This window comes from Algoriphagus winogradskyi (assembly GCF_900182815.1).
Taxonomy (GTDB): Bacteria; Bacteroidota; Bacteroidia; order Cytophagales; family Cyclobacteriaceae; genus Algoriphagus; species Algoriphagus winogradskyi.
In genome coordinates this window covers 306268-332482 of record NZ_FXUA01000006.1, presented here as the reverse complement: position 1 = coordinate 332482, position 26215 = coordinate 306268, and the positions used below count along the sequence as shown (strand labels likewise).

The window sequence follows — 26215 nt, the reverse complement described above, 5'->3', positions numbered from 1 at the left end:
CTCCTGATTAGCTGGCTTTTTGGTAAGTCTCCGTATCCTCAAACACCGATTCATCATCAGAATATTTGTCGATAAATTTCTGAATTTCCTTAGGCTGAGCTGTAATTAGGATCGTTCCGTCCACATTTTCATGTCTCAATCGGATCAGATTACTTTCAAAAAGCTTATTCAGTTTTTGTAAATCAAAAGGAGTCAGGTATAGTTGCATATCGCTGAATTTCAATTTAGCAAAAGTATGCACTGGAATCATATTAGAACCTAAACCCTCAGCTGAATAAGGATCGTCAGGATACAAGTCTAGAAATAAGTCGTTCCCTATTTTGGCAATATGGCCTTTGAATTTAATTAAATCCCCACCTTCCATAATCTCAATAGCGTATTCTTTATTTTTAGATAAGTCGGCAGATTCGGATGAACCAAAAAAATTAGGCCCGGAAGAAGTATTACTAAATTCAACATAATCTTCATCATTCATCTCCCATCGACCTAATAATTCCGGGAAATATACTAGCGTATCATCTGTGTAAATAGGAAACAGTGAATACACACAGGAATTTAATAAGACTACCAAAAGTCCAATTGCGAGAATTGATTTTGCTTTTTGCATAATTAGAATATTTGAGTTGTTGACAGGCTCAAATTGGCTAATTAACTAAGATCGAGAAAAAAATCTCTATGAACACAGCAAATCTCCAGACGAACAAGGGATTTTAAGGATTTAGATTTTTTGGGGTTCTTCGAAATCTGCATTATGAAAACCAAAAATGCTGCTTTCGGAAAAGCAGCATAACTAGTGTCGTTGTCCTGCTTCTCCAGAAGCAGGACTTATTATATTTATCCCTCCACATTAGCATACAGATCAAACTCCGTTGTGCTGCTTCTGGAGAAGCAGCACTATAGAACTAGTACAATCCTACTTTTACCAATCCTTTCCTGCCAGCATAATCTCTCGCGGAGCTGAACAAATATTCCTCTGGTTCATCTACAATCATAGCTTCAACCGGATTTTGATGAATGTAATGCAGTTTCTGTTCCAAAAAATGATTTGATTCGACAGCTACTGCATGGAGCCCATCCATCCAAAACTTATAATTGGTTATTCTACTTTGACTAGCTCCTTTTTCTTTAAAAGCTTTTAAAATCCAAGAAGCACGAGATTCTATTGATTCTTTTTCCAAACTAGCTAAGATCTTTTTTGCTGTAAATTTCTTAAAATCCTGAAGTGTATCACTGAGTCGAAATGCTTCTTTCGACCTGCATAGCAAATGAAGGTGGTTAGACATCAAGCACCATGCAAAAATCTCTAATCCTTTTCTGTCAATACAGAAATTTAGGCTTTCGACTACTTCTAGTTTGTATTCTTTTCTGGTGAAAACATCTATCCATTCCACAATTGTTAGTGTCAAAAAATAAATAGCATGTTGGTCTGAAACCTGGAAAGGCCTCATAAAAATCAGTTTTAAAAGTCTGTTCAATATAGTAAAAATGCTGCTTCAGGAGAAGCAGCATAACCTACTTTACTACCTTATTCCTCCACATCCGCATACAGATCGAACTCTGTAGCATCAGTAACTTTCACATTTACAAAGTCCCCAACTCGGCAATAGAATTTTGAAGCATCGATCAACACTTCATTATCCACTTCAACAGAATCGTATTCTGTACGGCCTACGAAGTGACCGCCTTCTTTTTTATCAATTAGGACTTTGAAAGTCTTGCCGATTTTCTCTTGGTTCAAATCGTAAGAAATCTGTTCCTGAATCTCCATCAAGTTGTTTGCACGCTCCTGCTTCACTTCCTGTGGAATGTTGTCTTCCATAGAATAAGCATGCGTGTTTTCCTCATGAGAATAGGTAAATACTCCCAAACGCTCAAATTTCATTCGCTCTACAAAGTCTACCATCTCCTGGTATTCCTTTTCTCCTTCACCTGGATGACCAGCAATTAGGGTTGTACGTATCGCTATATCAGGCAAAATATCACGGATGCTGTGAATTAAGTTTTCTTGTTTTTCGCGAGTTGTACCTCGACGCATAGCCTTCAGCACATCAGTAGAGCCATGCTGCAAAGGAATGTCCAGGTAATTACAGATATTCTCCCGCTCCTTCATCACTTCGATTACGTCCATCGGGAAACCAGTTGGATAGGCATAATGTAGACGAATCCAATCAATGCCATTCACATCAGAAAGTCTGCGCATCAACTCAGCGAGATTCCGCTTTTTGTAGATATCCAATCCGTAATAGGTAGAGTCCTGAGCGATTAAAAGTAACTCCTTCGTTCCGCCAGCGGCTTTATGCTCCGCTTCCTTCACCAATTCTTCAATTGGTCTGGAAATGTGTCCGCCACGCATAATAGGAATAGCGCAGAAGGAACAAGGTCTATCACAGCCTTCGGAAATCTTCATATAGGCATAGTGCGAAGAGTGTGTCAATAAACGCTCTCCTACCAACTCATGCTTGTAGTCTGCTTTGAATTTCTTCAAAATCGCTGGCAAATCTCTAGTGCCAAAAAATGCATCGACCTGAGGAATTTCCTTCTCCAGATCATCTTTGTAACGCTGCGAAAGACACCCTGTCACATAGACTTTGTCCACCAAACCTTGCTCTTTGGCATCCACATACTGCAAAATGGTGTCGATAGACTCCTGCTTTGCATTGTCAATAAACCCGCAAGTATTGATAATGATGATGTTATTGTCATCCGTGCCCGACTCGTGGGTAGCGTTGATGCCATTGCCTCGAAGCTGGGTAAGTAGCACCTCCGAATCAACAAGATTCTTGGAGCAACCCATGGTTACAATATTGACTTTGTCTTTTTTTAACGTTCTCGCTTTCACAGTTTTCCTACTTTTTGAGGCTGCAAAGGTAGACAAAAAAGTAGCTTCACACTTTTTTGAATTTAAAATTTGAGAATTTGAAATTTAAAATGAGCCTAATCTCTAAACATAAACCACCTAGCCCAAGTCTCATGACTTGTGCTTACCAATTTGCAGTCTTCAGACTGCCTCTATTAAAAAGGCAGCTCTTTCTATTCTTGCAAGTGAAAACTTTCAGGATTGGGATTAATTTTAACTAAACTTCCGAGGTTTGTAAAACCTCAAAGGTTTTGCTTCTCTGATAGAGTTTATGCGAGTTTCAAAATTTTAAATTCTTCATTTTAAATTCTTCAATACCCCGTTATCTCCTTCAACAACTCGAAAAAACCCTTCTTCCGCTCAGAGTTGATTCCCCAATCAACTGGCACACTTTGATACCCTTCTTCAAATCCCTCATCCTTCATGCGGAAATCAAAATAACCCCAGGAAGCGTAGGCGGAAACCGCAGCGGTAAAATTGTTTAAATCCTGATCAAAATTGAAATGATCGTCTTCATTGTAAACGATTGGTTTATCCATATATCCATTCACCTTACGAGTCGCTTCCACCTGCTCAATAATCTTTCTCGGATCTTTCACACCATTGCCATGAAGCAAAATAAAATCGGAAGCTCGCACGACATTTTCCTTTGGCACTTCTCCCCCACCATAGCTAGTGCTCACAAGAAATCGAAACCCATTTTTCTGCTTACTTTTCACCAGATCTATCAATTCATGAACTCGCTCAGGCTGAAGAATTGGATGATCATAGCGAATATTACATTCATTGTTTACTTCGATTAGCACATTTCTATAATCTTTGCTGTGCAACCAGTCAATTACATTGCTCACAGCATTTACCACAGCTTTTTCATCAGCAAGGTTTTCATCCTGCCCAAAATAAAACAGTCCAAGCATAGGCGCCATTCCCAATTCATCTGCTTTATCCAATATCCTCTCCAAGCGATTGAAATAAGCAGGTCGTAGCTCTCCACTTTCGGTGTAGGCAGAATTGATCCAAGGCTGACTTTGAGAATAGCCGTACGGACTTCCTCCCTGCAGGTTAATCGTAAAGGATAACAAGCCGTAAGACTTCCATTTAGCCATATGGCTTACAAATTCATCCGTATTCCGATCTGCATCCCATTTCTTAGTGTCTGGATACACCCAATTTTTAACAGTTTCCGCATTTAGATCATCAAATACTCCTTGCACCATTCTTGAATTCATCAATAAACCTTCAATAGTATGTCCATTCCATATTTGACCAGCATAAGTCAATTCATTATTGATATAAAATTTATCTGAAGAAATGCTGACTAAAGTTTTGCGTGGAGTTTGGGAGAATACAGCAAGGGCAGTTAAAAAATAAATACTGACTAAAAGGGTGAGTGACTTGATTTTCATAGGTGCTAGATTTTGGGTTAAAGTTATGTTCTCAATTTCCATTTTCTTTTGGACATCAGCCTATTACCAAATGATTTTTTTGCTTTCTTAAGCCAATATTATCTAAAGATCATTTCCAACTACATAATCTTAAACTAAGCTTAACTCGCTTTCTGAGTTGGAGCAACCCCTTTTTTCTACTTTTGAGACGTACAGCAAACTTTTTAACTCCTTGCATTTATTTTTCGCCCCGATTCACGTCGGGGCCCTTTTGCAGGGCGCGGATTCTTCCTTTGCCTTTTTGCTTCCTTCCTGTAACTTAGGATGGAAATCGCCATTCCATGGAAATCACTACCGCAACTTTAGCTTTCGACCGAAAGAATCTAACTGATCAAAAACTGATAGAACTCTACGAATCGCTCATCATACCTCGCAGGATCGAGGAAAAAATGCTGATTCTATTACGCCAAGGTAAAATATCCAAATGGTTTAGTGGCTGGGGTCAGGAAGCAATTTCTATTGGGGTAGTAAATGCTCTGAATGAAGACGAATTCATCCTTCCCATGCATAGAAATCTGGGGATTTTCACTGGAAGAAATATGCCTTTGGAGCGACTTTTCGCGCAGTTTCAGGGAAAGCTTTCGGGTTTCACCAAAGGCCGGGATCGCTCCTTTCACTTTGGCTCAATCGAGCATCATATCGTAGGAATGATCTCTCATCTTGGCCCTCAGTTAGCCATTGCAGATGGAATTGCTTTAGCGGATAAGCTATCGCAAGAAAAGAAAGTAACGGTTGTTTTTTCAGGAGATGGTGCAAGTTCAGAAGGTGATTTTCACGAGGGTTTGAATGTGGCAGCGGTCTGGAAATTGCCTGTAATCTTTGTGGTGGAGCATAATGGCTACGGACTTTCTACACCGAGTGAAGAGCAATTCGCCTTCAAACACTTCACAGACAAAGGTCCTGGATATGGAATGGAAGCTATTCGAATCCAAGGAAATAATGTACTCGAAGTATATACTGCCATCAAAAATCTAGCTGAAGATATCCGTCAAAACCCACGCCCTGTTTTAGTAGAAGCCATCACTTTTCGGATGAGAGGACACGAGGAAGCTTCAGGAACCAAGTACGTTCCGAAGCAACTGATGGAGGATTGGAGCAAACTGGATCCCGTGGAAAACTACGAGCACTTCTTGGAAGAATTAGGCGTGCTAGATGGGAAGTCAAAAGAACGGATTAATAAAAAAGTCAAAAAAGCCATAAATGATGGGTTGGATATTGCCTTCGCTGAGGAAGCCATTTCCCCTAACCTAGAAACTGAACTAAGGGATGTTTATGCGCCATTTTCGCAGGAAGTTATTTCACCTTCTCCAAACTCGCCAAAATCCGAAAAGCGACTAGTTGACGCAATCTCAGATGGGCTCCGTCAATCCATGGAAAAATACCCTAATCTCATTCTAATGGGTCAAGACATAGGAGATTACGGGGGAGTTTTCAAAATCACAGATGGTTTCAAGGCACAATTCGGTGCTGATCGAGTGCGTAATACACCACTTTGCGAGAGCGCGATCATAGGAACTGGACTTGGACTTTCCATCAGGGGCTACAAAGCCATGGTTGAAATGCAATTCGCTGATTTTGTTTCTGTAGGCTTTAATCAAATAGTCAATAATCTGGCAAAAATCCATTACCGTTGGGGACAGCAAGCTGATGTGGTAATTCGCATGCCAACTGGCGCTGGAATGGCTGCCGGACCTTTCCATTCCCAATCCAACGAAGCTTGGTTTTTCCATACTCCAGGACTTAAAATTATCTATCCATCCAACCCTTACGATGCGAAAGGCCTGCTGAATGCGGCTTTCGAAGATCCAAATCCATACCTCTACTTTGAGCATAAGGGAATGTATAGATCTATAAGCGCTGAGATTCCAAACGAATTTTATACCGTTGAAATTGGCAAAGCAAATTTGGTAAAAGAAGGAGGCGAAATTTCCATCATCACCTATGGAATGGGAGTTCATTGGGCATTGAAAGCCACGGAAGAACTGGGTTTGTCAGCCGATATTTTAGATTTGAGGACGCTATTGCCTTGGGATAGCGAAGCAGTAAAAACTACTGTCAAAAAAACAGGTAAGGTTATATTCTTACAGGAAGATTGCCTGACGGGTGGAATTGGAGCTGAAATATGTGCTTGGATTTCAGAACATTGTTTTGAATATTTGGATGCTCCTGTCATGCGGGAAGGAAGTCTGGACACCCCAGTTCCCTTTGCATCGAATCTTGAAAAACAGTTTTTGCCAGTAGAGCGATTTAAAGAAAAACTAAAGCGATTGAATGAGTTTTAAGCAGATTCAAAATTCATTTTTTTAGTTTACCCTAGTGTAATCCTAAACCCAGGAAACCATTTTCTAACCCAAATAGACCATAATCGAATTATGCCTTTGGCGATAATAGGATTAAAAGTATTTTTCACCTAATAAATAATTGCGTCTATTATCGTATTCACAACATTCCAATTTATTTTATCAACCCTTTTTAAATACTCAAACTATGAGAAAAAGCTATTTTAAATTACTATTAACATTACTTTTTGCCCTGTCTATTTCGCTAGTCAAGGCCCAATCTTATGTAGGAAGCACAGTTGATAATTATAGCGGTGTTCATTCCGTGCTTATCAACCCGGCAAATGCTGCCGATTCCAGAATGAAATTGGACATCAATCTTTTTTCTGTCAGTGCTTTCGTCGGAAATGATTTCATCAGCATTGATCTCAGTGATATCAGTAAATTCGATAATGGTTTTGACTTTGACACAGATGCCGAAACAAACCCAATGGACAACAATAATTTCTTTGGAAATATAGATGTCCTCGGCCCCTCTGCCCTTTTCAATCTCAATGAAAAAAGTAGTATAGGAATCACTACGCGTGCAAGAGCATTTTTCAACATCCATAATATTGGCGGCGAGCTTTACGAAGTCACCTCTGGCGATGAGGATGTAGATAATTTCAATGTCTCAATGGATGATCTTTCAGGAGTCGTCCACGCTTGGGCAGAATTCGGACTTACTTACGGAAGAGTAGTTGTGGAAAAGGATAAGCACTTCTTAAAGGCTGGTGCCACAATCAAATACCTAGCTGGTGCGGGTGGAGTTTTTGGATTTAGCCCAAATTTATCAGCTAATTACAATTCTACAAACGAAGCACTTACTACGGCAGGTAATCTGAATTATGGTTACACTTCTGGTTTTGACTCAGAGGAAATTGATTTTGCAGATATCACGGGTGGTTTTGGAGCAGATCTGGGAGTGGTGTATGAATTTAGAGATTCAGATAATTGGGATGAAAACCCTTACAAATTAAGAGTTGGGCTAGCTGTGACGGATATCGGGGCTATTAATTACAGCGGCACAAGTAATTTCAGATATGACATGAATGCCACAATTGATGCTAATGAATTTGACGAAAAAGACCTAGAGGAAGTTCTTGCGGACAATTACCCAGGGTCAGAAACGTTAGAAAAAACTAAGTTTGGCCTACCAACAGCTATTCAGGTTTTTGCTGATTATAGCATCACCAATAGGTTTTTTGTGAGTGCTCAAGGAGCACTCTCTGTAAAAAAAGTATCTGATATTCCTGTCAGCAATATTATCAATGCATTCTCAGTCACTCCTCGATTTGAAATGAGATGGATAAGTGTTTACAGCCCTATTAGTGTAAGACAATACGATTCAAGCCTAGCTTGGGGTTTTGGTTTCCGGGCTGGTCCTGTAACCATAGGTTCAGGATCAATTTTGACAAATCTAATTTCCAGCTCTTCCAAAAGTGCTGATGTATATGTAGGCTTGAAAATTCCATTGTATAAGGTTTCCCCTTATTAATGCAAAAAGGTCAGGGATTTCGAAATCCCTGACCTTTTTTACTTACTCTATGACTTTTTCAAATCTGAGCTCTTAGTAATTCCAAAAACTTCCGATCAAGTTTCTCACCGTACCAGTCTTCATATTCCACGTCTTTTCTTCCGGAATTCATTACTCCAAAAGCTCCTGAAAATTCCCAAATCCCAAACCCAATTCCATTTTCTTTTAAAACTGTCAGCACGTCCCCAAACCAACTCAGAAATACCTCATGGGGAGTTTCATTATAGCAGCCGCATTCTCCGCAATGCACACCAATTCCCTGATCAACTAACGCTTTCCAAGGCGCATAATACCGTCTGATTTCTTCAATGCCAAGCGTCCTTTCCCCTTGCGTCAATGGCCAATCTACCGGAGGAACAGTTGAAGGATCTTTATACACCCAACCTGCTTTATAATGTGAAATCGGGAATGGGTGATACCCTCGGCAACTTTGCGCCAGCTCCAAATCCGCAAATTCTGGCATTGCCGTACCTCCCCCACCATTTCCATCCGCTATCACTAATCGAGACTTTTTCACTGATTTGATGGTTTCCAAAGCAGCTTTGGCGACCTGATGATAATCCACTACATCTACTGGTCCCCCCGGACTGTGCTGATCATTGGGATCTTCACGCTGATAAGGCTCGTTGACCAGATCAAAGCTTAATTTCTTCTTAGAGATTCCTTTGTATCGCTTTGCCCACATTTCCCAGTGCGCACAGAATGCATCTTGTGCTTCCTGATCTTTCCAGAGATTATAGGGTTCTACAAAGCCTGCGTTGATGCAAAAACCAGGTGCACGATGCAGATTCAAGCTTACATGCAAACCCTGAGAAATACAGCGCTCGACGAGTTCGTCCACTTTATCCAATCGACTTTCGTCAAAATTCAATACCTCGTCTGGACGAATCGGACGGGAGCGATCTATATCCAGGTAGCTTGGATAGGAAATAGGAATTCTGGCAAAATCAAATCCCCAATCGGCGATCCATTTCACGTATTCTGGTTTGGTGGGTCTGCCCCGATCAGGATGATCTGAGAAAAAGTCCAATAGGTTAAAGCCTTTCCAGGCGGGTAGTTTGTTTTTGGATTTGGCAATTTCGGCAAAAGCCTGAAGTGAAGTACTGCCAGCTAAGCTAAGACCTGTACCAAGCAAAGCGGATTTTTTAAGGAAATTCCTTCGGGAATCTGAGGTGTTCATGGGTTAATTTTAGGTTTGACATCATCAAGATACTAAAGTCCGCTAAAGCAACAGATGAGTATACATAAATGGCTTCTTCTTTACTTTTTTGGAATTCGCTAAACAAACACACCTATTTGTTCCGTATGCATAGCTAACTATTATGATTGTCAGCAATGATGCCAGTAGCGATAGTTTCTTTGCTTTACAGGACGTCCCGATAGTTATCGGGAGACCGATGACCGAAGTGGCCTAAATGCCAACTTTTACCATATTAGAAGTCGCTTTTAGGCCTTTACTGGTGCGATTGCGGATTTACATAACTAACTGTAAGTTTATGCGGAAATCTATACTCCTTCTTCTTTTTCTAGGCATCGCGACAAGTCTAAAAGCGCAGTTTTTCATAGCCGGAGGACACTTCAAAGGTGGCATACCTGTATCGAAGTTGAAGCAAGCAGTGGACAAAACATTTTTCCCAACCCTATCCGGAATACTACTGTATGAATTCTATGCTCAACCTATTCAGGCTGGATTGGAAGTAAGCTACGGAATCTATGGGACGAAAATGGAAGTTAGAAATGACCTCTACCCTGGTTTTGTGGAAGATTTTCGGATCAGAAGAAATAATAATTACACCTCGGGCATGGCGGTCTTTAGATACCTTCCTTCGATGACTAGCAAGCTTACTCCTTTTGTGGAAATACAGGTAGGTGCCAATTACCTCTATTCGAGATTCAAAATACGACCTACTATTTTTGAAGATGTAGTGGAAGCAGGCAAAGACATGCAGGATTGGGCTTTTGCATACAAGGTCGGCGGAGGAATACAGGTTCCCCTGCCGGGAATCGATGGAGGAAAATTGGAACTGCGAGTGAATTATCAAGATGGCGGCAACATGCAATTCCTAACTAGAGGCGATACTAATTATTTACCGGATAAAGGTGATGGTGAATTTGAATATAAACCTCGGAATAGTCCGCTGCAGCTTATTAACGTTTCAGTGGGGATTGTCGTGTATGATGCTTTTAGGTGAGTGGAATTTTTTGTAGGAGAATGACTCTAAGGCCGCTCTTAGGGTATTTACTAGTAGCAAAATCACTTTATTTTAGAAAAGACACAAGTCTTGGTAACTTATTTGGCAAATTCTGATTGGGATTTAAATTTTTTTAGGAGTATAGATGTTTTGAATTGTTATGGCCTGCGAAATCTTATAGATCAAAGATGGGATTCACTTTTCAACCTCATAAATCTGCCTTTTTTTGCATTTTTAGTTCTTGCTTATAATTTTTTCGATTCACCTATTGTTTTTGTAAAAAAAAAAAAACGGTTTAGTTGTAAAAAATTTTAATTACAATAAATCAGAAGTCGGGGATGTGAAAGTGAAAAACGACTTAAAAAATTAAAGAGTAGCCGCGCTAAACCGAAAAGCGAATGAGTAGGTAATAATTGTTTTAATAGATCATATATGAAAAAGAAAATTTCAACTTTAATGAGTGGGTTAATCCTATCCGCTAGCTTGTTTGCAGTTCAGCCTGTATTTGCCGTTGAACAAACTGGCGAATTCGAAAAAGAATATTGTGCCATTAGTTCTGGCTTAAAATGTAAACAAACTGGCACAAGTTGCGACGGAAAGCAAGTTTGTTTCTGGAAAGATCTTAAAGATGTGGCAATTGTAGTCGGCTCAATTGTAGGCACAGTTGCTGCAATTGATAAGCTTGCTGAATAACAATTATTATGCGGCCTTCAATGAAGGCCGCTTTTGCTAATTTATATTATATGAAAAATATCTGGCTCACTTTAGTATGCTTTTTTTTCCTGATAGGATGTTCACAACACATCGAGAGACCTTCTATAGTAATAGAAATCAATCATAAAGCTTTAAACCAAAACACATTGACCTTAAGTGGATCCAAAATCATCCTGATTGATTCTCTAACACTACCTTTTTACGATTATTTCCAATTGATCGAGGAAGAGGACAATTCTTATTTGATTGGGATGAATAGGCAAAGTGTCTCACTAGATTTTATTCCTTTGGGCGGAAATCAGCCTATTCGCCATTTAGCATTTGATGACGATGGGCCTGGCGCAATCAGTCCAGATTTAGATATTTTTCACTATTTCGGAGAAGACAGTATCGTAACGATTCAAGATCGTGACAATCGCTTAAAAGTTTTCAATAGTGATGGAGAGCTAGTAAACTCATATCCCAAAAAGATCCGAGACTCAAAGGGTATGGAAATGTATACAGTAGCTTACTCCTATCTGGGTCAATGGCCAGTTTTTCTGGATTCAGTCTGGATTTTGCCTGTATATCCAGATCTTGATGTGAAATCAAAAGGCTACTATGACCGCAATAAATTCATGGTCTTTGATCCAGTGAATAATGAAGTACTTGGTGAATTTGGGCAATACCCTGGTATCTACAAAGGAGACAACTACTTTGATATCTTACGAGAACCTAGTCTCACACACAATTCTGACTGTAGTTTTTTGGTGACTTTCCCTGCTGACCCTAGTATATATGAATACCAATTAGATCAAGATTCAGTCATTTGGCATCAGTATCCAACTTGGAATAATTTTCAAAATGAGGGAGTGAAAAGAGATTCTGATTTTCAACAGTTCGTCAATCACTACTTGACATCGGCATGGTTTCAGCAGTTGACATACGATCCCTTTCATCATGTCTATTATCGCTTTGCGAAAGAGAAACAAGAACTCCGAAAGGCTAATGGTGAGAAAAAAACAGCATTTGAAGCGGACTGGATGGTTTTTATTCTGAGTGAAGCCTTGGATCCGATTGGCTTCTATAGCTTGGATGCTGTGCGGTTTAATCCCATGTTCTCATTTGTGACGCAGGAAGGTTTATACATCTATGATAATCAACGAGCTAATGATGACCAAATGGTTTTTGGGGTATTCGAATTGGAAGACAATTAGTTTACTGCTTCTTTTAGTAATATTCTCCTGTGCAGAGAATAAAAAAATGGAGTCGTATCCTTATCAGAAGGATTTTCAAGAATATTTGAAGGCGATAGGAGCCGAAATCGTAACTGACGAGGTGATTTTGCTTCCATTAGACAGTTGTAGCTTGTGTGTGGATCAGGTATTAGCCGATTTGGAATACACAAAAAAAGTGATCTCGGTAATATTGTCTGGCAATCAAGTCTCGAATGAGCGACTGGAAAAAGTGAAAAAGTTAGTAAAAAACGAAAATCTGAAAATTCATACTGATGAAGGCAGTAAATCTAAATCCTATGATTTGAATGCATTTAGCCCAATCCTAATCAATACATCTAAAGATAACTTTTCCTATGTATCAATATCTCCACAAAATTCTGCTGCTTACCTTCTTGAGTAGCGCACTTATCATTCAACTTCTTTCCGCTCAGGAAGCAAAGCCAGAGCTCGTTTATGGGTGCGGTAACTGTGTGATCACTTCGTTTCTTCCTATGGGAGAAAACAAAGTCCTGATTTATGCGACTAATAACAAGCCTACGAAACGCAAAATGTATTTACTTGACGATTCGAACCTGATCGTCGATGAAATGAAGATCGATGCTGCCCAATCATTTGTGAAGGTGAATGACTCTATCTTCAGTCCTTTGGATGTAAACTATTCGGTGATGATCAAAATAGAAGCAAATGAGTTGAAGGTAGCGGAGGCCTATGAATTTCACCATGGCATCACGCATGGCATCAATACGCCCAATACTTTTATGAATCCTGAGTATATTATTGGTTTTGATTACATAAAGAATGAACTAGACACAGGTGTTCAGCTTTATTTGATAGATCGGCCAGAGAAGAAATTCATTAACTCCAAGAGATTCCATATGAGTTATGATCTCAAGGAGTTTCCACCTTTTGACTATGGCTCTCTCACCAAAGATGATACTACTGTTATCTTTCAGCCCTATGGCAAGCTGATAGGTAAATCAGATGACACCTTCTCCAGATACTTTGGCTATAAGGATGGGATGACCTATATCTGGGCTGCAACACATAAAACATTCATCCGACTAGATAAAGATGGAAATATGCGAAGAAGTAAGCTACCTATAGAAAATGAAAATACCGAGATGAAGATGTATTATGACAATGTGAGTGGTGAGGCCTATTTTCTGACTTGGGAGTCAGGAATGGAAGAGGAAAACGCAGTCTATAAGCTCTACCGACTTACTGAAGAGGACAAGCTTCAATCTCTTTACAAATTAAGTTTCTTTCCTATGATCATAGATGATGGTTACGCCTATGAAGGGAGAGCGGCGAAGAAATCATTTGAAGTTTATAAATATCCGCTGAAAGGACAAGTCTCCGAAAAAGTGGTTCCGTTTGGGTTTGATGAGAATTGAATAGATTGATTTGAAACTAGCAAATTTCTGTGAGTGGAGAGATTCACCGAGGCAAAATTTTCTACCTCATAAAGGCAACAGAGAATTTGACTACAATCCACGCCAAAGCCCGCTTCAGCTGATCACGGCTTCGGTGGGGATTGTGGTTTATGACGCGTTTAGGTGAAAAAGCACTCACTTATATATTTTCTCTCGTATAAACTGCTCATCAATTTCCATCTTTTTATCTGGCTTCTCGTCTACTAACCGGTGAAAAACTAATTTTCCCCGGTTTTGCTTGGTAAGATTTACTGAGTCACTTTTTATGCTGCTTTGCTTGACTATTTCTACCGATTTAAGGTAAGACTTACCTTCAACTTTAAAGTAATCTATACGGAAATTCACATCACCTCTTGTATAGGAACGCATTAAATTTCCATCATCCTTATAGGGAGAAATTACTTCAATACTTCTGATATGATAGGTATTCCGGTCTATTTCGAAAGAAACCCTAGAACCAGCTGACACTTTGGTAACCTTAACAAAAATCTCTTCGCTTATAGAATATAAATCTTCAAAAAACCAGTCGCCTGTAAAAACCATTTTGGAATCTATAAACAAAGCTTTCTCAAAGGTATTTTTTAATGTGAAAAATTGTGTAAAATATGTATCATCACCCTCAGGCTTGTCAAATGGAAAAGTAAATTGAATCAATTCAGCTACGCTGATAAGTGAATATTTCTGACTTCCCCATAGCTGACTTACATTAATTAAATAGGCCTTATCGTTTCCTACATACTTATTCTTTCCCTTTGCAGTACGAAAACCTTGCGCTTCTATCAATACTTCCATGGAATAATTAAAGTTAGGTTCGTCATCTTCTATGATTTGTTCCTCGTAGGTAGCAAGCCCTGTATAGTCTTTGGTATAAAATGTTTTATCCGCAAGATCAATGGTTTGCTGCAAAAACTCCTGTGGAGAGACACCTATATCAATCACCTTAAATTCTGCTAACTGAATTTCAGATTCCTTAAGTTGAATAAAATTAGGTTCGTCCCGTTTAAGTTCTGCTATAGGTATGGATAATGACTGAAATCCCATGTAAGAAATAATCAACTGTCCATCCAGATCTTTTGCTTGGATTTGGATTTTGCATCGACCATCTCCATCAGACACCGCACCATAGAGTGTACCCTCTACCTGTATGTGCGCATAGGCAATGGGGCTATTGGTCTCGCCAGCGAGTATAGAAAATGAATAGGTTTGTGCAAACAACTTTTGATTGGTCAAAAGACCAAACATCAGTAAGGATATGTATATCGTCCGTATCAATAATTTAGTTTAAACCTGTAAACCACTATTTCCTCATTATCAGGATTATCCAGAGAGCCATCAGCATAGTAATAATCCTCGATCTTTCCGATTACACTAAAGAAGTTAGGAACTTCCACGTCTCCTATCAGACGCTTTTGGTGATAAATCTGCATGCGTTGGGGATTTGTTCCCAGCTCAAAGGAATTGGGATCAGGATTGCCGGTGGTGTAGGTTCTGAAGACCAACTCGTCTTCTGGGATTACCTTAATGTACTTGTAAAATCCCTTTTGAGTTTGATTAATTCGCCAGTAATCCTCCCAATCTTCTACCGTACTAACTTCCCGGTAACTTTGATCCATACCAACTCCCATATTGCCAAAGGCCTCCTGAACTTCAAAATCCTCATCCAGAATATAGATAAGTGAATCGGGTTCAAAACTGATATAAACTTCCTCTTCCAAAAAATCGTGGAAGTAATAATCGAAATGAGGTAAATAACTGTAGTTCAGATATATCGCAGGCCTTTTGCCCAACAACTCTACCACCTTGCCTGTATTTAGATCTACCTTGCCATAAAGAGGAGCTTTCTCATAAAACTCCTTGTGCATTACAAAATTGAACCCTGGGTTTGAGGACTCTATTTTGGTATAGAGAAATCCATCTCTGACTTCCAGTTGATTTCCCCAATATTTCACCTCATATATTCCAATATCATCTACTTTAGGATTTGATTCAACTTCTTTTATATCACTTGAATGACTGAAGTCCAATAATGTTCTATTCAAAAGACTGTTTGATTCATTGAATTCAAACAAAGTCCATCCATTCATAAAAAATTTTCTTCCTTTATAACTAGTATAAGTCTGAAAAACAGGTATCTCTGATGGACCTTCTCCATTAGAAATTGGGATTCGCAAAAACTCACCATCTTTATTGAATTCAATAACCTGCATAGAGAGGCGATCCAAAAAAAGTAGCTTATCCTCCTCAAGCTCTACTGATCCTTTACCAACAAAACCTTCATAGTTAAACTGGACTTGCTCCAACTCCAAGTTCTGAATTACAATATTTGTTGGATCCTGAGAGGTCGCTGTCTCCGAAAGCTCCTCGGTCTTTTGCTGTGCACAGCCAAAACTCAGTGCTAGTAGTAGAATAAAAACACATCTCATTTGAAAGTATGATTAAGTTAGAAAAGGCTCTTCAAACACCTGATGATGAGTTATTGATCCCTAAAAATGAATTGACTCGAATTAGAGATTCTTCTCTTTTATAATTTATAAAAGAATCCAGCTCTTAAAAACTAATTTAAAATAAAAATCGAAATCATTAGTTAAAAAATGCTAATCAACTGCTAATCAAGTAACAACAAGTCTCAATCCTCCACCAACCTCACTTTATAAAACAGGTTATAATCCCGCTCTACTTCTCCGTCGGCAGCTTTGATGATTAGCGTACCATCTGGCAGACCAAGATTTACCGACCCTGCCACTGGGAACTCATTCAGGATTCCTATTTGACGATCTCCTTTCACGATTATATTTCGCAGTTTTCTATACTTGATCATTGCATCTCTATATTCAGGATCTGACTGGAAATTCTCTCCTTTGGCTCTAAAGCCATTATATATATCCTCAGGCATAGCTGTATAGAACTGCACTAATTGATAATCACCAAAAGCTTTGATATCAGCGAAACTTGGATAAATCATCGCTTCTTTTTCTGTATCTGCTACATGTCCCTCCCTATCTGGATGACTTAACTCTACTCCAGTTTCATAAATCAGTTCGTAACCATCCAACCTATACAAGCCCATTTGATTTCCTTTAACTGGCAATGAAGCCACCTTTTTTGTTTTGGGATTGTAGCTTAAGAATGGATAACTCTCACCAACCCATTTTTGGGTTTTCTTAGGTTCCCAATCCTCAGGATAGGTATTTACATAAGTTATTGAATCCTCATCCAGATCATAAATAAAACCAGCGTTCGCTTGGTTATAAAAATCCGCTCCAATCTTCTCATGATCAATTGCTGCTTTGGAAAAGGAATTAGGCTCCTCACCTACTATAAATGATTTTCCCTGTTCTTCAAAAACAGAAAATGACTGCTTATAATTATAAATGGATAGGGAATTCAATTCCACTAGGGTGCCATCAAATTTCTTGATCTTTTTGAAATCCAAATTGTACAAACTGAAATCCATGGTTCCGGAAAATTCTTTAAAGAGATACCCCTCCTCACCATAAAATCGGCCTTCAGCCACCATTTGAATCTGATCGGGGCCTTCACCGGCTATATCACGATTGTCAATAATCTTCCCTTCGCCATTCACCAAGAAAATATTACCTTTTCGAAGTTCCTTCATCAGATACAAATCCTTGGAAGGCAAATAATCTAAAACTGCTAACATTTCCAGCGCATCCACCATAATAGAGTCTACTACTTCAAACTGTAGCACTTGAGCTGGGTTAGCTGGGTTTGAAATGGTTTCTTTTTCAGAACAGGAAAAAAGTACAGTTGCAAAAAGTGTGGTAAGGCTCAAAAGAAGAGATTTAGTCATAGTAAAGAGTTTTGATTTTAAAGTTAGTCGGGAAAGGTGGGAATTATAGGACAAAGGATCTAATATAAATGAAATCATCCCTGCAAATCTAAAAATAATTTTTAGATTTGCAGGGATGATTCACAGGCTAATCGAGAAACCATTCTTAAAATCTATATCACAGTTTCCTGTGACTGGAATAGTTGGGCCTAGGCAGGTAGGTAAAACCACCCTAGCTAAACAGCTATTGCTTAACACAAATACTATTTATCTGGATTTAGAAAAAAACTCTGATCTAAATAAACTGAATGATCCTGAATTATTCTTCTCCCAAAATCAAAACAAAACCATCATCCTAGATGAAATCCAACATCAGCCTGCTATTTTCCCTTTACTGAGAGCTCTCATAGATGAAACTAGAAAGCCGGGACGATTTATTATACTTGGTTCTGCATCTCCTTCTCTGCTTCGTCAAAGTTCTGAAAGTTTGGCCGGACGGATCAACTACCTGGAAATGATGCCGTTTTCTATTTTGGAAACTAATGAAAAAATAACGAGCCAAGATCTCTGGATTTATGGAGGGTTTCCTGAGCCTGCCTTGTCACATGATTCGGACTTCGTCCAAGATTGGTACCGCAGCTTCACCACAAGTTACATTCAGCGAGACTTACCTCAGTATGGATTACCCGCAGATCCAAGGGTAACAAGGCAATTTTTGATGATGATTGCCTCTGTACATGGAGGGGTGCTCAGCTATGCGGCTTTTGCCAAATCATTAGGATTGACCGCGCCCACGATCAAAACTTACCTTAGCTTTCTGCTAGATGCATTTCTCTTGAGAGAGTTACCCTCTTGGTCAATCAATACAAAGAAGCGCCTTGTCAAATCCCCCAAACTATATTTTCGCGATACGGGAATGCTACACTATCTGCTAGGGATCAAGAATATGGATAGCATCTTTGGAAATGTTGTTTTAGGCAGTTCATGGGAAGCATTTGTCATTAATCAAGTTGCGATAGTTCTAAAATCCGATGACGAAATGTACTTCTATCGCACGCAAGACGGTTCAGAAATTGACCTCTTGATCAGGCGTAATAACCAATGGCTTGCAGCCGCAGAAATCAAATTCAGCCTTAGCCCCAAGCTCACCAAAGGCACCTATCTAGCAATGGAAGATTTGGGGATCGAAAAATTACACGTTGTAATTCCACGGGAAGAAAATTACCCGATGGCAAAAAACATTCAGGTGGTGGGGATTACACATTTCATCCAAATGATTTCTGTTTAACAATCTTTGTAAATATGAAAAACCCTTCAACTTCCCGCTAAGGGTAGTTTGCTTTGGGTGACACCTCAACTGTTTCCCAACTCCGCTGCGCCGCCGCGCCGCCGTGAGAAAACTCTGAAAAACCCCTTGCGCCTCTGCGCCTTGGCGGGAGCTATCTTTTCTATGATGGTTTTTTTCCACAACAACACCGGCAACACCCAGAACACCCCCACCATACTGAAAATCAATCCTCCGATAGTTCCTATAGCTAACGAGAACCAGAAAATCTCATTTTGCCCTTCTATAATAAATGGAATCAATCCAAAACAAGTGGACAAAATAGTAAGCAAAATTGGAATAGCTTTTCCGGCTACAGATTTCAAAACATTTCGATTGTATAATCCTTGACTTCGGTTGTTCAGGTCATTGACAATAAAAATCCCCGCATTCACGGCCAAGCCTCCCAGCATCACAAAGGCAGCATAACCGCCCTGATCGAAGTAAAAATCAAAGAGAGAAAAAATCAGAAATAGCCCAATGAAACTGATTGGAATAATCGCAATGATGTAAACTGGCTGCTTGAGGTTTTCAAACAATACCGAGCAAATCATAAAAATCCCAATAATGAGCAAGCCCAATAAGCCATATTGACGCTTTTGCTGATCATAATTCCAGCTATAGGAATCCTTCTTCGCCTCATACCCGATCGGCATAGTCATCTTCATTTCGTCGAGCACTTCATCCAAATATTCATCCCCAAACTTCCTCGAACCCATGTATTCGAAAGCTACAATTCGGATGTATTGCCTGTTTTCTTTATGAAGTGAATTGGTAGTCGTTTCTTTGGTTAACGTACCATAATCGGAGACTTTGTAGATTTTATTTTCACCTCCGATCAGTCCTTTCTGCTCCATGTCAAACTTACTGAAGTCGGCAGCATTACGTTCTCTAATCATCAAACCGTAATTTTTCTCCTCCAGTGTCAGAAAAGTCGACGTTCTCTCGGGCTTTGACATGTCCTGCAACGCAGTCAAAACCTCATACTGGTTCGTCTGCCCCAGTGCCATTCTATTCTGATCCAGGCGAAGTACATATTCCTCCGTTTTTTGCTCTCCGTACCCAGCCCGTTCATTTGTTTTTACTTCTTGGATTCGCTTGTGAAGCAAAAGCTTTTCTGCCAAAACATTGGCTTGCCGCTCCAATTCATCAAAATTGTAGCCCTTCATTTTCACTCGATAGCTAGGAATCTGATCACTGGAACCTCCGGTATAGAACCCTTGTCCTACACCATAGATATTCCATTGAGCTCCAGACCAATCCGTTGACTTTACCGATAGTTTCCCCTTCAGCTGATAAGGCAAAGCACCATTTTCATAAGCTTCTTTAAACGTGATTTCTATACTCCCCTGCTGGCCATTATACACTGAGGTAACGAATTGATCTATGCCCTGCACATCATCCAGGAAAGATTCGAACTCTCGCATAATAAAGTCCATCTGCTCGAGTGTATTACCAAAAGGAAGGCGACAGTACACGTATAGCTTCGTCTTTGCAGCCTCACGATAGCCACTTTTCTCATACACTCCCCGCACAAACATCCGCATGGATCCTCCCAGTGCTTTGTCTACATAAGGACGGATTTCCTCCTGATAGAAGGTATTACCCACGGTCTTGTTGTACCACTCGTGATCATCCCATTTGGCAGGGAGGAAAAATATTGGGGTTCCAAAAAGCAAAATAAGGAAGATGATAAATGTCTTTCTGTATTTGGCCGTCCAAGCTATACTTCTTTCGTAATTCCTCAAATACTTAACACGCTTCCGCAACTTGGGAAGCGTCAATTTGCGGCCTTGCTTCACAGACTCCTTGAACATCACCTGATAGAAGGCCGGCGTAAATACCAAGGCTATCAAAAGCGAAATACCCAACATAACCGAAACTACAATGGAAAATTCCGTAAGGTTTTTGCGGTCTTCCTCTGGCAAGAAAAAGACAATCATCAATGCAGCAATGGTGGTCATGGAAGCTGCCAAAAGCGCAAGAAACACCCGACGGTTTTTGTGCTTGTGCAAGTGATCAATCATGATGATCGCATTATCCACGATCAACCCAAAACTAATCGTCAATCCTGCCAAGGAGTACATGTGGATATCTACTTTCAGGAAATAAAGTACAATCGCACAAAGGCTCAAATTTGCCAAAATCCCTAAAAAGAGAATACTCAGGTATTTGATGTTTCTATTGATAAGAAAAATGAAAACCACCAAAATCAGGATCGAGAGTCCAGATCGTTTATAGATTTTATTCAATTCCTTCTCTAAGTATTCCGTATCGTCGTTTTCCAATCGTACCTCAAACCCAGCTGGAAGTGATTTCCCAGCGTCCTCAATTGCCAATTTCAGCTGTTGAGCTAGTAGGACTTTATTCACTCCATCGCGGTTGTACACGGTAAGTGTCACCGAATTATTCCCATTGATCCTGTAGTACCTGGTCGCCTCAGCTTCTTCTAAGGTCATGCTTGCCACATCACGAAGTCGGACTTCTTTTCCGCCAGTTTCGCTGATGACCAAATTTTCCAGCTGATCCTTGTCCTGAAGTGAGCGGTCTACTTGTACAAAGAGCGTCTGACCCTCATTATTCATCACTGCACCCGGAAATGTCAACCCAAATGCACTCTGAATGCTATTGGCCAACTGATTTCTGGTGACGCCAAAAGATTGCATCTTCTGGATATCGTAGGTGACAAAAAGCTGTAAGTTATTTGCTCCCAGCACTTCCACTAGCTCCACCTCCTCGTAGCGCGTAAGGGCAGGCTTGAGGATATCCTCCGCTATTTTCTTGATTTCAAAAGAAGCAAATGGTCCATTCACACTATAGGTCAAAATCGGGGACTTCTCCTGCGAACTAGTCTGAGAAGATTGTGACACCGAAGGATAACCAACACGCTGATCCATCTGTGGGTAAATCTGCCGGATCATGCTGGAGATCTCAAACTTCTTCATCTCCATATCAGCCTTCTTGTCGAAAGTCAGCGTAATGGAGCCACTGTTGTAATTGGAACTTGAATTGATTTCCTTCAGCTCAGTTAATCTCGAGAAAGCACCTTCCAAGGGAGATGTAGCCAGCTTCTCTACAATTTCAGGAGATGCATTAGGAATGCTAAACCGCACTGATAAAATTGGTGACCGAGCCCTGGGATTCAGATCCACAGAAAGCATAGGGATCACTGCCAACCCAAGGATGGAAACGACTACAAAGACTATCAGAATTCTGAAAGGAGTCATACTATGTCGTTTTCAGTGATTTCTTAGAAACTGTAAACCAGTAAGCCAAAGGCACAAAATACAATGCGGTAAGTGTACCGATAGTCAACCCCCCGATTACTGCAAAGACCAATGGGCGCTGCAAATCAGCTCCCAAACCGCTGCTAAACACGATTGGAATCAATGCCAAAATAGTCGTAATCGAAGTCATCAAGATAGGCTTGAGACGAATCTGACCAGCTTTATGAAGTGCCATTTCCAGTGCTTGTGCGGCAGAAATATCATCCGACTCCACATAAGTTGTTCGAAGCCTATTAATGGTATCGATCTTCAGAATAGCATCGTTTACCATGATCCCGAGCATCACCACAAGTCCAATGGCAGACATGACATTCAGCGAAGCTCCGAAAATCCAAAGTACCAAAAATGCTCCACCGATTCCCAAAGGAAGCGTAAACACCACGATCAATGGCTGGATAAAACTCTCAAACTGAGCTGCCAAAATAAAGTAAAGTAGCAACACAGATATCAACAAGATCCCAATCAACTGGCGGATATTCTCCTTGTCCTTGAAGTACTGACCGACTACAGTTACACCGAGATTTTTGTCCTGTCCCCAGCGATTGTATGCACTAACGTTCTCATCCGGATTCTCAGCGGTCACATTCAGAGATTGATAAATACCTCCTTTATCAGCAGTCACATATTTGTAATGATCCTCGTACCCATATTCTACAAATTCGCCAAGAATATATGAAGTCGTATCCGAGGCCACCACTCTGGTAGTGCGAAGGATATCTTCAAACCGTGCATTTGGCTCCTTCAATCGGATTGGAGTGATCTCTCCAAAGCGTCGAATATCGGTAATCGTATAACTTCCAAATAACCTGGAAATTTGAGTTTGAATAGCATCTACTGGAACCTGATAGGTAGCCATCTTATCTGCACGAAGCGTAAAGACCACTGACGCTTCTTTCATCAACCCAGGTCCTCGCTCCCACTCTTGAGTTGGGAATTGACTGAGCCAAGGATCCATTTTATCCTCCGGAACTGGTTCCTTGGATGCCAGATCTTTCCATCTCACTTCGTAGAAAGGCATGTCAGAACTGAACAACTGATCAAAGGCATTTGGCGCATCCCCCAGCGTAAAGGATGCTTCTGGATAATTTTTTTTCAACGTAGCTTCGAGATCTTTGATGGCCACTTCCTTTTCTTCTACAGATGGGAAAAGGAAATAGAGTAAGGATTGCTGAATGGAGTTTTCCCCATCGAAAAGTAAAAATTGCTTTACACCTACATCCGCTTCAGCCTGAGAATATGTTCCTTCAAGACTTTTGAGGAGCGTCACTACCCGATCTCTATTTTCTGAAGCAGAAATCGGCTCAGACCAATCCACATCAAGGGTCGCGTCCAGCTTCTCTATCTCTGGGAGCCCGGTCGTTTTTAGCATCAAACTAACTCCCAACCCAAGTGGAATTAGTAATAAAAATACCAGCATTGCTGTTTTCCTGCTTCCACTTATTTTGCGGTAGCCAAATTCATACAATCCTAAAACCTTACTAAAAAACCTTCCCTCTCCATCATCATAGGCTTTTTTGCTGCGCGAAAACAGCAGAAAATACAGCATTGGTAGCAGGATAAAAGCCACTGCTAGGGAAACTGAGAGAATTGCCGTCACCGCTACTGCCTGATCGAAAAACAAAGCCCCTGAAATCCCACTCAAAAACACCAACGGCACAAACACTGCCAGCGTAGTCAATACAGAACTAATAAGCGCTCCCATCACCTCATCCACACCTTCTACACAAGCTTCGAACAGCGGTAAACCACTTTCCCGCTTCCGGGTAATATTATCCAAAACGATGATTGCGTTATCAATCAGCATCCCGATCCCAAGTGCCAAACCTGAGAGGGAAATGATATTGATCGAAAGATCAAAAAAGTAGAAAATCAGAAAGGAAATCAGCAAGGAAGACGGCAAACTCACGCCAATAATCAGCGGAAGTCTGTAATCCTTCATAAAGAGGAAAAGCACTGCGAAAGCGAAAACACCTCCAAAAAGTAAGGAAGTTTCCAAGTTGGAAATGGCAGCATTCAGGAGATTTGACTGATCCTGAGTGATCTCAAAATCCACTTGAGGATAATCCTCTTTGAATAACTCGATCGCCTCTTTGAGTGCAGGAATCAACTCGTTCATTTTGGCGGAAGCCTGCTTGTGAACAGTAATCACCAGACTTTCCTGAGTACCAAAAAGGTGATACCCCAGCGTTTCCTGCGTCTCATAATTTACCTCGGCAAGTTTACCCAATGAAATAATCACACCTGAAGATGCCGCTACCGGCAAGCTCTCAATGTCTTTTGGTGTATCAACTCTCGTCGCCAATCGAAGGTAGTAACGAAACTGCCCATCCTTCACAGAAATGCCCGGAAGCTCTGAATTACCGGATTGGATCGCCGAAATCACATTTTGCTGGGTCATACCTAAAGCGGACAATGCCTCCTCATTTGGCTTTACGGTGATAATCCTGTCCTTTTTTCCATTGATATCCACCAGAGAAACTCCGGGAAGCTGCTCTATTCTTTTCTTGAGGACATTTTCAGCCAATAAACTTACTTCTACTTCATCCGCTCCTTCTTTTGGCACCACCTGTACACGAGCGACAGGAATATCTGAAGTATTGATTCGGATGACTTCCGGACGTCCCAGATCTTGCGGCAGTCCATTGGTCAATCGGTCTATTTTCTCATTGACGTCGATGTAAGCCAACTCCATCTGCGTACTATAGTCAAAAGTTAAGCGGATCGTCCCCACTTCTGACCCTGCTTTGGAATCCATTTCCTCCAGGCCGTTCAGCGTGATCAATCCTTCTCGGATTGGATTCAGGACATTTTGCTCTATAGCTTCGGGAGAAGCATTGGGATAACTGACCTTCACCACGATTTGCGGTACGTCGATCGGTGGCAAAAGCGAAATTGGCAGTGTGCGTAGGACGATGAAGGCAAATACCATCAACGCCATAAAAGTCATAAAAACTGCAATCGGCCGGGCCAGTAAAAATCTAACCATGGCTTATTCTTTTACGATTTGAACCGGAGCTTGATGCGCAAGTTGAAGGTTATTGGAAGTGATTACGGTGCTGTTTTCTTCGAGACCATCGAGAATCTCCACTTCCTCTCCATTGTCTTTGCCCACTTCTACGTAATTCCATTTTGACTCTTTGTTCTCTATGGAGAACACTACCGCTCTTCCTGATCGGTAGACTAGCGCATCTTTCGGAACTACTAAGGAGTTGCTTTGCGGAGCACGGATTATTGCCCTAGCATTCATACCTGGCAGGAGATTTTTATTTGCTGCCAAAGTAATGGATACCTGCACTAATCCACTTTCATCTACTTTAGGATTGATTCCTGTCACACGGCCTCTAAGGGCAGTTTGGGTATTGGAAATTGGATAAACCTCAGCATTTTGGTTGATGGATATCAAGCTAATCTCAGACTCCAGCACTTTTACTTTCAGAATGAACTCATTGGTTCCTAAAATCTGGCAAAGCTCAGTACTTGCACCGACCAAACTTCCTGCTTTGTATTTGAGATCCGCCACCTGCCCTGAAATCGGAGCTTTTACGACGCTTCTATCAAATGCCATTTGGGCTTCTTTGAGCTCTACCTCACTAAGAAAAAGACCTGACTTGGCTCGAAGTTGTTCATCTACCACCGCTTTTTGGGCATCATTATCTGAGCTGAAAAGTGTTTCAAAACCCATTTTCTGTGATTCATACTCAGCATTAGCATTTCTAAGAGATATTTTTGCCTTCTCCAATCTGAATTCTGCTTCTGTAGGATCCAGCGTAGCTATAACATCTCCTTTCTTGACAAACTGCCCTTCCCGGACATTTACTTCAAGTAGGTAGCCTGCTTGTTCTATTACCGCTAGAACTTCGGCGCCTGCTTCAAGTTTCCCAGTAGCATTGATTAGGTAATCGAAGCTTTTGCGCTCAGCCGTGGCGACATTTACCTCAGTGGCGGCAACTTCATTTCGAAAGGATTCTGTGGGAGCTTCTTCGACCTTTTCCTTATCTTCCTTACAGGCAGAAAATAGGACTATTAAAAAACCGAAAAGTAGTAGAGTAGAGTTTTTCATTGAAATAGTAGTTTCAGCTAATAAGAAACTAACTAATTCTT

Annotated in this window: 19 protein-coding genes; 8 read left to right on the top strand and 11 right to left on the bottom strand. The window is 40.6% G+C overall.

Annotated elements, in window-relative coordinates; all coding sequences use genetic code 11:
• Positions 1 to 7: 7 nt before the first annotated feature.
• The 4 genes from QOL76_RS16240 to QOL76_RS16225 form a co-directional block, all read right to left on the bottom strand.
• Positions 8 to 607 (bottom strand): hypothetical protein, encoded by a 600-nt coding sequence (locus QOL76_RS16240; RefSeq protein ID WP_283414027.1) that lies wholly within the window; start codon positions 605 to 607, stop codon positions 8 to 10.
• Positions 608 to 902: 295 nt separating this feature from the next.
• Entirely contained in the window at positions 903 to 1448 is a 546-nt protein-coding gene (locus tag QOL76_RS16235; RefSeq protein WP_283414026.1) for an REP-associated tyrosine transposase, read from the bottom strand.
• A 77-nt stretch (positions 1449 to 1525) separates the two neighbouring features.
• Entirely contained in the window at positions 1526 to 2839 is a 1314-nt protein-coding gene (gene rimO / locus QOL76_RS16230; RefSeq protein ID WP_283414025.1) for a 30S ribosomal protein S12 methylthiotransferase RimO, read from the bottom strand.
• Between the two features lie 329 nt (positions 2840 to 3168).
• Complete coding sequence (locus QOL76_RS16225) at positions 3169 to 4263, bottom strand: hypothetical protein (RefSeq protein ID WP_283414024.1); 1095 nt, start codon at positions 4261 to 4263, stop codon at positions 3169 to 3171.
• Positions 4264 to 4583: 320 nt separating this feature from the next.
• Here QOL76_RS16225 and QOL76_RS16220 point away from each other — a divergent pair, with 320 nt between their 5' ends.
• Together QOL76_RS16220 and QOL76_RS16215 are read left to right on the top strand one after the other, a co-directional pair.
• Positions 4584 to 6584, top strand: coding sequence for an alpha-ketoacid dehydrogenase subunit alpha/beta (locus tag QOL76_RS16220; protein ID WP_283414023.1), 2001 nt, complete (start codon positions 4584 to 4586; stop codon positions 6582 to 6584).
• Between the two features lie 205 nt (positions 6585 to 6789).
• Entirely contained in the window at positions 6790 to 8118 is a 1329-nt protein-coding gene (locus QOL76_RS16215; RefSeq protein ID WP_283414022.1) for a DUF5723 family protein, read from the top strand.
• A gap of 58 nt (positions 8119 to 8176) precedes the next feature.
• Here the strand turns inward: QOL76_RS16215 and QOL76_RS16210 are convergent, their stop codons facing one another.
• On the bottom strand, positions 8177 to 9337 hold the full coding sequence (locus QOL76_RS16210) for a cellulase family glycosylhydrolase (RefSeq protein ID WP_283414021.1): 1161 nt from the start codon (positions 9335 to 9337) through the stop codon (positions 8177 to 8179).
• Positions 9338 to 9653: 316 nt separating this feature from the next.
• Here QOL76_RS16210 and QOL76_RS16205 point away from each other — a divergent pair, with 316 nt between their 5' ends.
• The 5 genes from QOL76_RS16205 (at position 9654) to QOL76_RS16185 (ending at position 13674) form a co-directional block, all read left to right on the top strand.
• On the top strand, positions 9654 to 10349 hold the full coding sequence (locus tag QOL76_RS16205; RefSeq protein ID WP_283414020.1) for a hypothetical protein: 696 nt from the start codon (positions 9654 to 9656) through the stop codon (positions 10347 to 10349).
• 432 nt (positions 10350 to 10781) lie between these two features.
• Positions 10782 to 11042 (top strand): hypothetical protein, encoded by a 261-nt coding sequence (locus QOL76_RS16200; RefSeq protein WP_283414019.1) that lies wholly within the window; start codon positions 10782 to 10784, stop codon positions 11040 to 11042.
• Positions 11043 to 11092: 50 nt separating this feature from the next.
• The gene (locus tag QOL76_RS16195) at positions 11093 to 12259 is read left to right on the top strand and encodes a DUF4221 family protein (protein ID WP_283414018.1); all 1167 of its coding nucleotides are present in this window, start codon (positions 11093 to 11095) and stop codon (positions 12257 to 12259) included.
• A 46-nt stretch (positions 12260 to 12305) separates the two neighbouring features.
• Complete coding sequence (locus QOL76_RS16190) at positions 12306 to 12680, top strand: hypothetical protein (protein WP_283414017.1); 375 nt, start codon at positions 12306 to 12308, stop codon at positions 12678 to 12680.
• Positions 12634 to 13674, top strand: a complete 1041-nt coding sequence (locus QOL76_RS16185; RefSeq protein ID WP_283414016.1) for a hypothetical protein — start codon at positions 12634 to 12636, stop codon at positions 13672 to 13674. The genes QOL76_RS16190 and QOL76_RS16185 overlap by 47 nt, the downstream gene beginning before the upstream one ends.
• A 174-nt stretch (positions 13675 to 13848) precedes the next feature.
• Here the strand turns inward: QOL76_RS16185 and QOL76_RS16180 are convergent, their stop codons facing one another.
• The 3 genes from QOL76_RS16180 to QOL76_RS16170 all read right to left on the bottom strand — a co-directional run bounded on the left by QOL76_RS16180 (position 13849) and on the right by QOL76_RS16170 (position 17524).
• Entirely contained in the window at positions 13849 to 14955 is a 1107-nt protein-coding gene (locus QOL76_RS16180; protein ID WP_283414015.1) for a carboxypeptidase-like regulatory domain-containing protein, read from the bottom strand.
• Positions 14956 to 14981: 26 nt separating this feature from the next.
• Complete coding sequence (locus QOL76_RS16175) at positions 14982 to 16136, bottom strand: hypothetical protein (RefSeq protein WP_283414014.1); 1155 nt, start codon at positions 16134 to 16136, stop codon at positions 14982 to 14984.
• A 203-nt stretch (positions 16137 to 16339) separates the two neighbouring features.
• Positions 16340 to 17524 carry a hypothetical protein gene (locus QOL76_RS16170; RefSeq protein WP_283414013.1) on the bottom strand — a complete coding sequence of 395 codons (1185 nt, stop codon included), beginning with the start codon at positions 17522 to 17524 and terminating at the stop codon, positions 16340 to 16342.
• A 115-nt stretch (positions 17525 to 17639) separates the two neighbouring features.
• Here QOL76_RS16170 and QOL76_RS16165 point away from each other — a divergent pair, with 115 nt between their 5' ends.
• Positions 17640 to 18791 carry an ATP-binding protein gene (locus tag QOL76_RS16165; RefSeq protein WP_283414012.1) on the top strand — a complete coding sequence of 384 codons (1152 nt, stop codon included), beginning with the start codon at positions 17640 to 17642 and terminating at the stop codon, positions 18789 to 18791.
• A 65-nt stretch (positions 18792 to 18856) separates the two neighbouring features.
• Here the strand turns inward: QOL76_RS16165 and QOL76_RS16160 are convergent, their stop codons facing one another.
• Genes QOL76_RS16160 through QOL76_RS16150 form a run of 3 tightly spaced genes read right to left on the bottom strand, consistent with a single transcriptional unit; the run spans position 18857 to position 26174 of the window.
• On the bottom strand, positions 18857 to 22054 hold the full coding sequence (locus QOL76_RS16160) for an efflux RND transporter permease subunit (RefSeq protein WP_283414011.1): 3198 nt from the start codon (positions 22052 to 22054) through the stop codon (positions 18857 to 18859).
• A gap of 1 nt (position 22055) precedes the next feature.
• On the bottom strand, positions 22056 to 25100 hold the full coding sequence (locus QOL76_RS16155) for an efflux RND transporter permease subunit (RefSeq protein WP_283414010.1): 3045 nt from the start codon (positions 25098 to 25100) through the stop codon (positions 22056 to 22058).
• A 3-nt stretch (positions 25101 to 25103) separates the two neighbouring features.
• A complete protein-coding gene (locus QOL76_RS16150) occupies positions 25104 to 26174 on the bottom strand; it encodes an efflux RND transporter periplasmic adaptor subunit (protein WP_283414009.1) in 1071 nt (356 codons plus the stop codon).
• Positions 26175 to 26215: the final 41 nt, after the last annotated feature.

Excerpts from the sequence above, each read along its gene's own strand:
- QOL76_RS16240 (WP_283414027.1), bottom strand. The coding sequence starts at position 607 with ATGCAAAAAGCAAAATCAATTCTCGCAATTGGACTTTTGGTAGTCTTA.
- QOL76_RS16235 (WP_283414026.1), bottom strand. The coding sequence starts at position 1,448 with ATGAGGCCTTTCCAGGTTTCAGACCAACATGCTATTTATTTTTTGACA.
- QOL76_RS16225 (WP_283414024.1), bottom strand. The coding sequence starts at position 4,263 with ATGAAAATCAAGTCACTCACCCTTTTAGTCAGTATTTATTTTTTAACT.
- QOL76_RS16220 (WP_283414023.1), top strand. The coding sequence starts at position 4,584 with ATGGAAATCACTACCGCAACTTTAGCTTTCGACCGAAAGAATCTAACT.
- QOL76_RS16215 (WP_283414022.1), top strand. The coding sequence starts at position 6,790 with ATGAGAAAAAGCTATTTTAAATTACTATTAACATTACTTTTTGCCCTG.
- QOL76_RS16210 (WP_283414021.1), bottom strand. The coding sequence starts at position 9,337 with ATGAACACCTCAGATTCCCGAAGGAATTTCCTTAAAAAATCCGCTTTG.
- QOL76_RS16205 (WP_283414020.1), top strand. The coding sequence starts at position 9,654 with ATGCGGAAATCTATACTCCTTCTTCTTTTTCTAGGCATCGCGACAAGT.
- QOL76_RS16200 (WP_283414019.1), top strand. The coding sequence starts at position 10,782 with ATGAAAAAGAAAATTTCAACTTTAATGAGTGGGTTAATCCTATCCGCT.
- QOL76_RS16195 (WP_283414018.1), top strand. The coding sequence starts at position 11,093 with ATGAAAAATATCTGGCTCACTTTAGTATGCTTTTTTTTCCTGATAGGA.
- QOL76_RS16190 (WP_283414017.1), top strand. The coding sequence starts at position 12,306 with ATGGAGTCGTATCCTTATCAGAAGGATTTTCAAGAATATTTGAAGGCG.
- QOL76_RS16185 (WP_283414016.1), top strand. The coding sequence starts at position 12,634 with ATGTATCAATATCTCCACAAAATTCTGCTGCTTACCTTCTTGAGTAGC.
- QOL76_RS16180 (WP_283414015.1), bottom strand. The coding sequence starts at position 14,955 with ATGTTTGGTCTTTTGACCAATCAAAAGTTGTTTGCACAAACCTATTCA.
- QOL76_RS16175 (WP_283414014.1), bottom strand. The coding sequence starts at position 16,136 with ATGAGATGTGTTTTTATTCTACTACTAGCACTGAGTTTTGGCTGTGCA.
- QOL76_RS16170 (WP_283414013.1), bottom strand. The coding sequence starts at position 17,524 with ATGACTAAATCTCTTCTTTTGAGCCTTACCACACTTTTTGCAACTGTA.
- QOL76_RS16165 (WP_283414012.1), top strand. The coding sequence starts at position 17,640 with ATGATTCACAGGCTAATCGAGAAACCATTCTTAAAATCTATATCACAG.
- QOL76_RS16160 (WP_283414011.1), bottom strand. The coding sequence starts at position 22,054 with ATGACTCCTTTCAGAATTCTGATAGTCTTTGTAGTCGTTTCCATCCTT.
- QOL76_RS16155 (WP_283414010.1), bottom strand. The coding sequence starts at position 25,100 with ATGGTTAGATTTTTACTGGCCCGGCCGATTGCAGTTTTTATGACTTTT.
- QOL76_RS16150 (WP_283414009.1), bottom strand. The coding sequence starts at position 26,174 with ATGAAAAACTCTACTCTACTACTTTTCGGTTTTTTAATAGTCCTATTT.